The 12492-nt window shown below is 70.9% G+C and carries 10 protein-coding genes; 5 read left to right on the top strand and 5 right to left on the bottom strand.

Going from position 1 to position 12492, the window contains the following annotated elements:
- Positions 1-35: 35 nt before the first annotated feature.
- Together Q0654_RS16190 and Q0654_RS16185 are read left to right on the top strand one after the other, a co-directional pair.
- On the top strand, positions 36-1724 hold the full coding sequence (locus tag Q0654_RS16190) for a methyl-accepting chemotaxis protein (RefSeq protein WP_298855804.1): 1689 nt from the start codon (positions 36-38) through the stop codon (positions 1722-1724).
- A 123-nt stretch (positions 1725-1847) separates the two neighbouring features.
- The gene (locus Q0654_RS16185; RefSeq protein WP_298855802.1) at positions 1848-2519 is read left to right on the top strand and encodes a hypothetical protein; all 672 of its coding nucleotides are present in this window, start codon (positions 1848-1850) and stop codon (positions 2517-2519) included.
- A gap of 15 nt (positions 2520-2534) precedes the next feature.
- Here Q0654_RS16185 and Q0654_RS16180 read toward each other — a convergent pair whose 3' ends face one another.
- Entirely contained in the window at positions 2535-4520 is a 1986-nt protein-coding gene (locus tag Q0654_RS16180; protein ID WP_298855800.1) for a lytic transglycosylase domain-containing protein, read from the bottom strand.
- Between the two features lie 171 nt (positions 4521-4691).
- On the opposite strand from Q0654_RS16180, the gene Q0654_RS16175 reads away from it, so the two are divergent.
- Together Q0654_RS16175 and Q0654_RS16170 are read left to right on the top strand one after the other, a co-directional pair.
- Entirely contained in the window at positions 4692-5483 is a 792-nt protein-coding gene (locus Q0654_RS16175) for a sulfite exporter TauE/SafE family protein (RefSeq protein ID WP_298855798.1), read from the top strand.
- Positions 5484-5646: 163 nt separating this feature from the next.
- Positions 5647-8505, top strand: coding sequence for a TonB-dependent receptor (locus tag Q0654_RS16170; RefSeq protein ID WP_298855795.1), 2859 nt, complete (start codon positions 5647-5649; stop codon positions 8503-8505).
- A gap of 137 nt (positions 8506-8642) precedes the next feature.
- Here the strand turns inward: Q0654_RS16170 and Q0654_RS16165 are convergent, their stop codons facing one another.
- From Q0654_RS16165 to Q0654_RS16150, 4 genes are all read right to left on the bottom strand, one after another.
- Positions 8643-9293, bottom strand: coding sequence for a thiol:disulfide interchange protein DsbA/DsbL (locus Q0654_RS16165; protein WP_298855793.1), 651 nt, complete (start codon positions 9291-9293; stop codon positions 8643-8645).
- 90 nt (positions 9294-9383) lie between these two features.
- Positions 9384-10115, bottom strand: coding sequence for an endonuclease/exonuclease/phosphatase family protein (locus Q0654_RS16160; protein ID WP_298855898.1), 732 nt, complete (start codon positions 10113-10115; stop codon positions 9384-9386).
- A gap of 102 nt (positions 10116-10217) precedes the next feature.
- A complete protein-coding gene (locus Q0654_RS16155; RefSeq protein ID WP_298855791.1) occupies positions 10218-10868 on the bottom strand; it encodes a thiol:disulfide interchange protein DsbA/DsbL in 651 nt (216 codons plus the stop codon).
- Between the two features lie 128 nt (positions 10869-10996).
- A complete protein-coding gene (locus Q0654_RS16150; protein ID WP_298855789.1) occupies positions 10997-11734 on the bottom strand; it encodes a c-type cytochrome in 738 nt (245 codons plus the stop codon).
- A gap of 149 nt (positions 11735-11883) precedes the next feature.
- On the opposite strand from Q0654_RS16150, the gene yihA reads away from it, so the two are divergent.
- Entirely contained in the window at positions 11884-12483 is a 600-nt protein-coding gene (yihA, locus tag Q0654_RS16145) for a ribosome biogenesis GTP-binding protein YihA/YsxC (protein ID WP_298855787.1), read from the top strand.
- The last annotated feature ends 9 nt before the right edge of the window (positions 12484-12492 follow it).

The raw sequence follows: 12492 nt of genomic DNA, 5'->3' as shown, positions 1-12492 counted from the left end.
GGGCGGTCTGCACCTGTCCAATACCGGAGCGCGACATGAGTGAGTCGATCGAACCGACTGCCCTGCAGTCGCTACCCCTGCCGATCGCCTGGTTCGACGCCGAGCGCAGACTGAGCGTCTGCAGCCCAGCCATGGGGCGTCTGCTCGGCCTCACGCCGCAGGCGGCGCTGCCGCTCGCTGCCGCTACGCTCGGCCTGTCGGACGCCGCCTTCGCTGGCCATGAGCATCCGCTGCAGCTGCACGGCCAGACGCTGCGACTGAGCCCGTTCCAGGACGGCTGGCTGCTGGCACTGGCTCCCGCCGCGCGCCAGGATCTGCTCACGTTGGCAGCCACCCAGCTGCAGGCCTGCGACCTCAGCCTGCCCGAATTGCCCGCTGACGTCGGTGCAGACCCCCGCCTGCCGGCCTTGAAGTCCGGTTTCGGCAACCTGTCCGAAGCCTTGCGCCAGGCCGTCCTGCTGGTGCGCGAGGTGGCGGCGGCCGTACCTGCCCTCAATCACGGCAATGCCCAGGTGCGCGAGGCTTCGGGCCAGCAGGTGCAGGAGGTCGAACACGCGCTGGCCGCGGCCGAAGCGCTGGCCAGCGGGCTGCGCGAGGCCGGTGACGCGCTGGCCGCGGTGCGCGGCCTCTCCGACGAGGCCGGTCAGCTGGCGGGCAGCGGATCGGCGACGGCGCAGTCCTTCCAGCAGACCATGCAGGCGGTCGAGAACAGCACCCGCCGCGCCGATTCGATCATCGAGATGATCGACAGCGTCGCCCTGCAGACCAATATCCTGTCGATCAACGCGGGCATCGAGGCCGCGCGTGCCGGCGACGCCGGGCGCGGCTTCGCCGTGGTCGCCCGCGAGATCCGCGCGCTGTCGGAGCGCACCGCCGGCGCCGCCCGCGATGTCCGCGGCACGCTGGACGACATCCATTCGCGGATGGGCGACGGACTGCGCCAGGCCTCCGACACCCGCGCGGTGCTCGACCGCGTGGTCGGCCTGATGCAGCGCGCCGGCGAGGCCATGCGCGATGGCAGCAGCCGGGTCGGTGCCCAGGTGCAGGCGGTGGCGGGCCTGCAGTCGCTGTTGGGCGACGTCTCCGGCCATGCCCGCGACAACCTCGCCGCGGTGGAGTCCATGCTCACCGCCAGCGCCGGCATCGCCAGCGGGATCGGCACGCTTGAAGACTGCGTCGGACTGTTCCGGCTGAGCGCTGACCCGCTGGCGGAGCCCCGCCACGCGCGTGCGCTGGAGCTCGCGCGCAACGGTGCGGACCAGGCCGGGCGCGCTCTTGAGGCTGCCCTGGCCGCGCGTCGCCTCGCCGAGGACGCGCTGTTCTCGCGCGAGTACCGGCCGATCCCGCGGACCGAACCTCAGAAGCATTCGACCGCCTTCGACGAGCTCTGCGACGCGCTGATGCCCGAGTTCCAGGAACCCCTGGCCGGCGCCGAAGCCTGGGTGGTCTATGCGATCAGCGCCAACCGCGACGGCTACGTCCCGACCCACAACGACCGCTTCTGCCAGCCGCTGACCGGCGACCCCAAGCACGACCTCGTCCACAACCGCACCAAGCGGATCTTTGCCGACCGGGTCGGCCGCACGGTGGGTGCGCACACCGATCCCTTCCGGCTGCAGGTCTATCGCCGCGACACCGGCCAGATCATGTTCGACATGTCGGTGCCGATCCGGGTCAGGGGTCGCCACTGGGGCGGTTTCCGGGTCGGCTACTCGCTGGCCTGAGACGCAGCGACAGGCGTGGCTGTGTCTCAGGCCGGCGCGGTGCGCGCAGGCTGCTGTCCGCTGGCCGTGATTGCGTACACTCCACGACCGCGCGGCCGTTTGCCGCAGTGCATGGAGACGTTCTTGAACGCGCGCATCCCCTGTCTGTCCGGCCTGCTGCTGGCTTCACTGGCGCTGGCGGCCTGCTCCACCGCGTCCGATTCCGAAGCCCCTGCGGTCACCGCCGAGTCGAGCGCGCCCGCTGCAGCCGCTGGTCCCGCAGCGGAGCAGGTCGATCCGGGCCTGATCGCCGATCCGCGCTTCGAGATCGCCGGCGTCAATGTCCCGCTGCAGCACTGGAAGCTCTACCAGCACGCGGGCGAGGCCTCGTTCGAGATGCGCGTGGAAGGCAACGAGGTCAGCCTGCGGCGGATCGGCGTCGAACCCTGGGGCACGATCGAGCAGGCGATGCCGGCGGATGCCCTGGTCGGCAAGACCCTCGAGTGGTCGGCCGAGCTGTGGGGTGAGCTGGGTGAAGCCCGCGGCGAGGCCTTCGACGCCACCGGACTCGCGGTCACGGTGATGGGCTTCGGCCCGCACGACCTGCCGATGATGGGCGCGCGGCATCTGCTGACCCAGTCCAGCGAGCCATCGCTGTCCACCGGTCCGGTGGCGCGCCAGCGCTATGCGGTCCGCTTCGTGGTGCCTGAGGGGCGCGAGCTCGAGCTCAAGCTGGCCCTGCAGCTGACCCGCGATGGCGAGCTGCACATGCGTGCGCCCAGCCTGCGGGTGATCGAGGACGCTGCCGCGCCCTGATCGAGGCGGGCGCGCTCAGCCGTCCGCCGCCTGCGGGCAGGTGAAGCCGCGCAGCGCGCCTTCCGGGCGCCCTGCCAGCCGCGCCTGCAGCGAGCCGGCGCGCCCCTGCAGCCGCCAGTCGTAGATCAGGCTGAAGGCCATCACCCGCGCGACGTATTCGCGGGTCTCGTGGAAGGGAATGGTCTCCAGCCACAGCAGGCGGTCGTCGAGCAGCGGTGCGGTCGGTGGCCGCGCCGCCAGCCAGCGACCGACAGCGGCCGGGCCGGCGTTGTAGGCCGCGGTCGCCAAGTCTGGACGGCCGCCATGGGCATCGAGCATCTGCCGCAGATAGGCGCTGCCGAGCTCGATGTTGAACTCGGGCTGGTACAGCGCCTGCGGGCCGCTGAAGCTCAGCCCCAGGCGGCGCGCGGTGTCGCGTCCGGTGCCCGGCAGCAGCTGCATCAGGCCGCGCGCGTCGGCCGGCGAGCGGGCCGACGGCATCCAGCTGCTTTCTGCGCGGATCAGGCCGGCGACCCAGGCCGGCGGCAGACCCTGCTTTCGCGCCTCGCGCCGCAGCGCGCGCTCGTGCGGCAGCGGGAAACGCTGGGCGTAGTAGCGCATGCCTTCGCCGCTGCCGAGGGTCTGCGAGGCGCGGTCGTACCAGCCGCGCTGAAGCGCCGCCTCCACCGCCAGCGCCTGTTGCGGCAGGGGCAGCCCGTCGATCGCGGACATCCACTCCTGGTGGGCCCAGCCGGGACGATCGAGCGTGTACAGGTCGAGCGCGCGCGCTACCCCACTACGCACCAGCACGCGGCGGTCGGCGCGCCCGCTGGCGGCCGGCAGCGGGCACAGGGCGTAGTCGCGGCCGCCGAGATCGGCCGCGAGGAAGCCGTGGAAGTTGGGCTCGCGTGCTGCCTTCGCGAGCAGCTCGGCGGCAGCGTCAGTGTCGCCGACCGCGGCGCGCAGACGCGCTTCGATCAGCTGCCAGCGCGCGCGCTCGCGCAGCTCGGCAGGCATCGCCGACAGTGCGTCGAGGGCTTCGCGGGGCTGCCGACGCGCGATCGCCTCGCGTACCCGCCATTCGTGCAGACGCGCGTCGAAGGCATCGGCCGGTACGCGGGCGAAGCGGGCGGCGGCCTCCGGCAGATAGCTGGCGGCGCTCCACAGGGCGATCGCGTGGCGCAGGCGGCCGATGCGCTCACCTTCCAGGCCCAGCGCTGAGGCCAACGTATCGAGCAGGGCTTCGGCCGCGCCGGGGTCGCGCCGCGCCAGCGCGACCAGCCCCGCCTCGACCGCGGCACGTGTGCGAGGGGTCGATGGCCAGCCCGTGGCGGCCGCCGTAGGCGTGTCGATGAAACTCGCCTCGGCTTCGACGCGCGCGCGCAGGGAGGCGTCCAGATCGCGCGCGAGATGGCGCATCAGGCCGCCATTGCCGCGCTCCGCGGCCGCTTCGATGCGCTGCAGAATGCGCGCGGCGTCCAGGCGGCCGATGCGGCGCAGGGTCGCGATCACCGGGTCGCAGGCCTTGGGCAGGCTGTCGCCGCGGTCCCATTCGGCGAGCGCGGCATCGATCACGCCGGGATCGTCGCCTTGGGCAAAGCGCGCGCTCAGCGCATGGCAGCGCAGGTCCGGGTCGGCGTCGTCGCCCTCTTGCAGGCCGATCCGCCGGAAGGCCATCCACTCGCCGCGCTCGCCCAGCTGGCGCAGCGTCGCCCGTCGCAGCAGGCGGGCGGGCGGGGTGTCGCCGTGGCGATCGAGGAAGTCGATCACCGCGTCGACGTCGATGCGTCCGCCGCGACCGCGCAGGTGCTGCTGCTCGATCCAGGGCCACAGCGGATCCCCGTCGAGCGCACGGCCAAGTTCGCGAAACACAGTCGCGTTGGCTCGCGGTGCCTCGGCCATGGCAGTGCGCAGGCGCGCGAGCCGATCGCGGTCGGCTGGCAGCAGATCCTCGGCGTGCACGGCGGGCAACAGAGCCAGCGCAAGCAGCAAGGGCAGGGTGGTGAGCAGGGGCTTCAACATTCCGTGTCGTCGGGGGCGTCTGTCGCGTCGGGCCGACGCGGGGCTCTGTGGGACAATCGCACGGCCCGAAGGTGCCCGGGACACGCGGGCCGGCGGTGGCGGCGCGTCGCACCGCGCATGACCATTCTTCCACAGGCCCGCGCGCCTTGAACCCACAGGTGGCAGCCACCCATGAGTCTTCTGCTGATCTATCTGGCGCTGGGCGCGTGTGCCGGCCTGCTTGCCGGCCTGCTCGGCGTTGGCGGCGGTCTGGTCATCGTGGCCGCCCTGGCCTGGCTGCTGCCACTGCAGGGCGTGCCGGCCACGCAGGTGATGCAGGTGGCGCTGGCGACGTCGCTGGCGAGCATCATCCTGACCGGTCTCTCCTCGGCCCGTTCGCATGCGCGCCGCGGCAGCGTGCTCTGGCCCAGCGTGTGGACGCTCGTGCCCGGCCTGATGCTGGGCGGCGTGGGCGGCGCCCTGTTCGCCACCGGCCTGGAGAGCGACACCCTGCGCTGGTGCGTGGCCGGGTTCTGCCTGCTGGCAGGCAGCCAGCTCGCCTTCGGCACGCCGCGCGCCGAGCGCGAACGCAGCGATGCGCCGCGTTCGCCGGCCTTGGCTGCGGCTGGACTCGGCATCGGTGGCCTGTCCGCGGTGGTTGGCATCGGCGGCGGCAGTCTGACCGTGCCCCTGCTGGTCTGGCTCGGCGTGCCGCCGGTGCGCGCGGTCGGCACCTCCAGCGCCTGCGGCGTGGCGATCGCCGTCGCCAGCGCCAGCAGCTACGCCTGGCTGTCGCCGCCAGCGCCGAACCTGCCCGGTTCGCTGGGCTATGTCTACGTTCCGGCAGCGCTGGGCATCGCGCTGGCCTCGGTGCTGATGGCCCCGCTCGGCACCCGACTGGCGCATCGCCTGAGCGGGCCCTCACTGAAGCGGGTGTTCGCCGGATTCCTCTACCTCGTGGGTCTGAGCCTGCTGTTCCGATAGGCGGAATACCCGGCGTCTTGAACTGTGCGCCGACGGATCAGCTGTGCTGCGTGCGCTCTTGTCACGCCCCGGGCGCCGCGTTCACACTCCGCGCGCCGGCGGACTCGGGGGAGCCGACCGGCGCCATTCCGCGCCCACGGGCGCTTCATTCATGAGGGGAATCATGAACACCATCCGTCACCGCCTGGCGGCGGCGATCCGCTGTGCCCTGCCCGTTCTGCTGCTGCCCGCGCTCGCGGTGGCCCAGGACGATGCCCGCGAACTCGACCGCATCGAAGTCACCGGCTCGCGCATCAAGAAGGCCGAGATCGAAGGGCAGACGCCCGTGCAGGTCATCAGCCGCGAGCAGATCGAGCGCAGCGGCCTGACCTCGATCGGCGATCTGCTGCAGCAGACCACCGGCTCGGGCTCGGCGCTGAACACGAAGTTTAACTCCAGCGGCAATTTCGGCTTTCCGCCGGACGGCGGCGGCGTGGGCGCGGGCGCGGCCACCGTGGATCTGCGGCACCTGGGTTCCAAGCGCGTGCTGGTGCTGGTCGACGGCATCCGCTGGGTCAACGAGAGCTCGGCCTCGGGCGTGGGTGGTGTGGTCGACCTGAACACCATTCCCCTGGCCATCGTCGAGCGCATCGAGGTGCTGGAAGACGGCGCTTCGTCGATCTACGGCTCCGACGCCATCGCCGGCGTGGTCAACATCATCACCCGCCGCAGCTTCGAGGGCGTGTCGCTGAGCGCGAGCTACGGCGAGTTCAGCGAAGGCGACGGCGGCACCACCACGGCGGACCTCGCCTTCGGCGGCGAGAGCGAGCGCGTCAGCTACTTCCTCGGCGCCAGCTTCAACGAGCAGGACACGGTGTTCTCGAAGGATCGCGCGCAGTCGAGCTTTCCGGTGCCCGGCACCGGTGTCGCCCTGGGCAGCTCGGCGATCCCCGCCGGTCGCTTCATCTTCCGTGACCCCAACACCGGCGCCAACCTTGACCTGGTGCCGAACGCGGTCAGCGGCGTGCCGCGCTACAACCCGGCCGAGACCGGCTGCACCCGCACCGACGACTTCCGCTGCTTCACCAACGCGGATCGCTTCAACTTCGCCCAGTTCAACCTGCTGCAGACACCGAGCAAGCGCGCCGGCGTGTACAGCCAGGCACGGATCCAGCTGGGCGAGGCGACCACCTGGTACGTGCGCGCGCTCTACAACAACCGCAAGTCGACCAACCAGGCCGCCGCCGAGCCCTTCTTCCTCGGCCCGGCCTCGCCCTCGAACTTCTGGGCGGACACCGCCGTCATCTCGGCCAGCAACCCCTTCAACCCCTTCGGCTTCGACCTGGTGTCGGGGCAGAACTTCTCGCTGGGCGGCTACCGGCCGCTGGAAGGCGGCCCGCGCCGCTTCCTGCAGGACGTGGACACCTTCCACTTCGGCACCGGGCTCGAGGGCAGTTTCGACCTGGGTGGCCGCACCCACCTGTGGGACTTCAACTTCGCGCGCGGCGTCAACAAGGCCCAGCAGACCAACTTCGGCAGCTACAACGCCCGCCGGCTCGCCCTGGGCCTCGGCCCCGCTGCGGCCTGCGCGGCGACGCCGGGCTGCGTGCCGATCGACGTGTTCGGCCCCGGCAGCCTGACCCCGCAGATGCTGGCCTTCATCCAGCCGGTGCTTCGCGACACCAGCCGCAACACCCTCAGCCTGTGGTCCAGCAACCTCACCGGCGATCTGTTCGACCTGCCCGCGGGCAGCCTGAGCTATGCCGCAGGCTTCGAGCAGCGCAAGCTCAAGGGCTCCTACCGTCCCGATGGCCTGACCGTGGCCGGCGAGTACAACGGCGTGGTGTCGAGGCCGACCACCGGCAGCTACGAAGTCGACGAGTTCTACACCGAGTTCAACGTGCCGCTGCTGGCTTCGGCCGATGGCGTGCGTCGCCTCGACCTGTCGCTGGCCGGGCGCTACTCGGACTACTCGACCTTCGGCGGTGAGACCACCGGCAAGGCCGGCCTGCGCTTCCAGGTCAACGAGCAGCTGCTGCTGCGCGGCACCTTCGCGGAAGGTTTCCGTGCGCCCAACATCGGTGAGCTGTTCGGTTCGGTCAGCGGCTTCGATGCCGTGCTGACCGATCCGTGCTCGGCGAATGCGCCCGGCGGCCGCAACGCCAACTGCAACGCGCTCGGCGTGCCGGCCGGCTATGTCCAGCCCAACCCGCAGATCTCGGTGCAGACCGGTGGCAACCGCGAGCTGCAGCCTGAGACCGCGCGCAGCAGCACGGCCGGTTTCGTCTGGAGCCCGGCGTTCGCCACCGGCGGGTTCTCCGAACGTCTGGACATCGGTCTGTCCTGGTACCGCCATCGCGTGGAGGGCGGCATCCAGGCGATCGACGCCCAGACCCAGCTCAACGCCTGCGTGAACACGCTGAGCCCGACGCTGTGCAGCGGCATCACCCGCAATGCGCTCGGTGCGATCAGCGGCTTCAGCAACTTCCTGACGAATATCGGAGAAGTGGATACCCGCGGCTACGATCTCGACCTGTCCTGGGTTGTCGACGGCGGCGACCTCGGTCGCTTCAGCGTCGATTGGCGCAACACCTTTGTCGACGACTACGAGGCGGTCGGTGCCAACGGCGTGCGCCAGCCGCAGGGCGTCGGGATCGAGGTGTCGAACAGCGCGATTCCCGAGCTGAGCTCGAACCTCGCCCTGGGCTGGGGCTACGGCGATTTCGACGCCTCGTGGACGATGCGCTACGTCAGCGACCTCACCGAGCGCTGCGGCAACGCCGCCAGCTTCGAAGTCTGCAGCGATCGCCGCACGCCGGCCACCGCCAGCACCAACCGTCTGGGTTCGACCACCTATCATGACCTCCAGCTGGGCTGGAAGGCCCCCTGGGGCGAGTCGACCCGCTTCGTGCTGGGCGTGAACAACGCCTTCTCGAAGGAGCCGCCGATCTGCCTGTCGTGCACGCTGAACGGCTATGACGCCTCGACCTACGACCTGCCGGGCAGCCGCTTCTTCTACGGGCGCGCTGAACTGCGGTTCTAGTCGAAGCGGGTGTGACGCTCGCCGGAGGCGCTTTTCGGCGAGCGCCGCTGTGCACTTGGAGCGGGCCAGCACAGGCTGGCCCGCTCCAAGTGGGTGACGTCGATCTGCGCCCTTGCTGAAGCGACATGGGCGAGGGCTCAGCGCGCAGCAGCCGCTGCGCGCTCGCGCTGGATCAGCTGGTTCGCGATCTCCAGCATCCGGGCGTGACCGCCGGCTTGGCGTGCGCCGATCCGATAGCGTCCGTTGATGACCAGTTCCGGCGTGCCGGTGCTGCCGTAGGCCTGCACGGTCTGCTTCGCGCGCGCCAGCCTGGCATGGGTCGACATCGCGTTCATCGCCGCCAGGAACTCCTGGGGGTCCGCACCGTGCTCGGCGAAGAGTGCGGCGATGTCTTCGACGCTCTCGATCGACCGGCGTTCGCTATGCACGGCGACGAACACGGGGGCATGCGCTGCTTCGAGCACGCCCAGGGCCTCGGCCGCGAAGTAGGCGCGGGCGTAGAGGTCCCAGGCGCCGCCGAAGGCCGCCGGCTGATAGCGGAACACCACGTCGTCGGGCAGGCCCGGCTTCCAGGCGTCGATGTGCGGCTGCAGGGCCGCGCAGGCGCCGCAGCTGTAGCCGAACACTTCCACCACCTCGATGCTGCCGGGCGGGGCCGTCGTGGCCACGGCCGGTTCGATCAGCGTGTAGTCGCGCCCGGGCTGCAGCGCGTCCGCAGCCGCGGCCGGACGCAGCGTGAGCGCGGCGGCGAACAACGCCAGCAGCAGGACAGGAAGGCGCATCGACATGGTGCAGCTCCGGCGACGGGGATCATCCCCACAGGGCCGGCTGCGACCCGGAGCCAGGGGCGGAGTTCCGACTCCAGCGCCGAAGCGTGCCTAAAGCGCGCCAGGCACCTCGATCTCGGCCGCCACCGGCAGGTGATCGGCCGGCGCGCCCTCCAGCAGCCAGCGGCGCTGCACCCGGATGCCTTCGCTGACGAGGATGTGGTCGATCGCACGCTTCGGTCGCCAGCTGGGGAAACTGGGCAGCATCTGCTCGGGCGGCAGCAGGCGCGTGCGGCGGTACAGCGACTGCATTTCCGCGCACAGCGGCTCGCAGTTGAAGTCGCCCATGAGCAGGGCGCGCGGGGCGTCTTCGACCAACTCGGCGATGAAGCTGAGCTGGGCCAGCCGCGACTTCACGCCCAGCGAGAGGTGCGCCACCACCACCACCAGCGCATCGCTGCCCTGGCCGTAGCGCGCCAGCAGGGCGCCGCGGCCGGGAATGCGGCCGGGCAGCGGGTGGTCGATCACTTCCTGCGGCTCCAGTCGGCTCAGCAGCGCGTTCGCGCTGGTGGCGATGCCGCCCATGCGTCGGTTCGGCTGGTGGCTCCAGAACGGGAAGCGGCCGCGTTCGGCGAGGTAGTGGGTCTGGTTGATGAAGCCCGAGCGCAGCGAGCCGGGGTCGGTCTCCTGCAGCCCCACCAGGTCGAAGCCGCGCGCCATGCCGGCCAGGGCATCGAGGTTGCCACGCTTGTCGCGGTGCGGCAGCACGTGGTTCCAGGGTCGCGACACGTAGTCCATGTAGCGATCGGTGCGCGCGCCGGCCTGGATGTTGGCGCTCAGCACGGTCAGTCGCGTCGAGGCCGGCGCCTGAGACGCAGCGGCCCCGGGCGCGGGCGCGACCGGGGCCGGGGCAGGGGACGTGCGCACGGGTGAAGCCGGGCGGCTTCAGCGGCCAGCGGCGGCCGCGTGCTCCTGCGCGACCAGCGCGTCGACGATCTCCAGCATGCGCGGGAAGCCGCCTTCGCGCGGCGACATCACGCGGTACTTGCCGTTGACGATCATCGAGGGCGTGCCGTCGACGCCGTAGCGCTGCACGGTCTGCTGGGCGCGGGCGATCTTGGCGTTGACCGCGAAGCTCTGCATGCTGGCCATGAACTCCTCGCGGCTCACGCCGTACTCGGTGTACAGGTCGGCCACGTCCTCGATGCTCTGGATCGGCTTGCGGTCGGTGTGCAGGGCCTTGAAGATCGCGTCGTGCGACCTGTCGAGGATGCCCATGGTTTCGGCCGCGTAGTAGGCGCGCGCATAGACCTCCCAGGCGCCACCGAACACCGCCGGCATGTAGTTGAACTGCACGTGCTCGGGCAGGCCCTTCTTCCAGTCGTTGACGATCGGCTGCAGGGTGGCGCAATGCACGCAGCTGTAGCCGAACACTTCGATGACCTCGACCTTGCCGGCCGCTGCGCTGGTCGGCACCGGCGGATTGATCAGCTGGTAGTCGGTACCGGCGGTGAGGTTGGCGGCGGCGGGCGCCTGCGCCGAACAGGCGACGGCGGAAGCCAGCAGGGCGGCAGCGGCGAACAGGCGCATCAGCATGTGGGGTCTCCAGATAAGTGAAGGCCCGCCGAGCTTAGGCGGGCCAGTCTGAACATCGGGTCACGGCGCGCGGGCGGAGCCTGCGCAGCCGCCCTGCGACCCCGTTCGGAGCCGCAGGTTCCCCGCAACTACTGCGCTTCGTGCAGACCTTCGATGTAGGTCGCCAGCGCCTGGATCTCTTCGTCGGTCAGGTAGCGGGCCACGCCCGCCATCACCGCATTGGCGTTGTCGCCGCGGCCGTGCACGGTGCCGTCGCGGAACAGGTTCAGCTGGGCTGCGGTGTAGCCGGCGTGCTGGCCGGCGAGGTGCGGATAGGCCGGGCCCGGGTTGCCGTCGCCGGCCGGGCCGTGGCAGGCGCTGCAGGCGGGAATGCCGCGCTCCAGGTCGCCACCGCGGTAGAGCTTCTCGCCGACTTCGTAGAACTTGAGGCCCTCGTTCGGGCCGCTGCTGATCACGGTCTCGTCGGCGAGGCCGGCGCGGGCGGTCTGGCCGGCGAAGTAGGCGCCGATGTCGCGCATGTCCTGCGGCGACAGCATCGCCGCGAAGCCGAGCATGATCGCGTTGTTGCGCTCACCGCTCTTGTACAGGGCGAGGTGGCGGGCGATGTAGCGCTCGTGCTGCCCGGCCAGCTTGGGGTACTGCGGATCGGCGGAGTTGCCATCCATGCCGTGGCAGGCGGCGCAGACCGCAGCCTTGCCCTGGCCGGCCTCGGCATTGCCGGGGACGACGGCGGCCGTGTCATCGGCCAGGCTGGCGACCTCGGCCGCCGCCTGTTCGGGCGCGGCGGTGACTTCGGCGGCGTTCTGCGCGAGAACGGAAGAGGCGGCCAGCAGGCCCGCCAGCCCAAGGAAGCGGCGAAAACTCATACACTTGCTCCGAACTGGAATGCTGTTTCGACCGCTGGCACCACCGCAGGCAGCGGCAGGGCGCGGGAATCGCGGGATTATTCCAGCCCGCCCATGACGGGTCAACGAAGCTGAAGCGCGCAGCTTCGCCGTCCGCACTGGATCCTCTGATGTCCGAGCACCACCCCTTCCGTGCCGCCAGCTACCTGCTGAGCGTGCACAACCCCCGACAGCTGCCCGCGGATGATGGCCTCGAGGTCGCGATCTCCGGCCGATCGAATGCCGGAAAGTCCAGCGCGATCAACAAGATCTGCAGCCAGACCGGGCTCGCCCGCACCAGCAAGACGCCCGGCCGCACGCAGCAGCTCGTGTACTTCCAGCTGGCGCCGCAGCGCTTCCTGGTCGACCTGCCGGGCTATGGCTATGCCAAGGTCCCGCCGGAGCTGCGCGATCACTGGCGCGGCCTGATCGAAGGCTACTTCCAGAGCCGGCGCGCGCTCGCCGGCCTGGTGGTGGTGATGGACATACGCCATCCGTTGCGCGAGTTCGACCAGCAGATGCTCGGCTTCGGCGAGGCACGCGGCCTGCCCTGCCACGTGCTGCTGACCAAGGCCGACAAGCTGGGCCGCGGCGCCCAGGCGCAGACCTTGCGGCAGGTGCGGGCGGAGCTGTCCGAGGGCCAGAGCGTGCAGCTGTTCTCCGCTTCCAGCGGTCTCGGCGTTGAGGAAGCGCGCGAGCGTCTGGCCGGCTGGCTGCAGCTCGGCGGCTGAGGTGGCATC

The organism is uncultured Aquimonas sp., from assembly GCF_937888285.1.
Lineage (GTDB): Bacteria > Pseudomonadota > Gammaproteobacteria > Xanthomonadales > Xanthomonadaceae > Aquimonas.
Note: the sequence above shows the minus strand (reverse complement) of the source record. Positions and strands in the feature narration are given on the sequence as shown.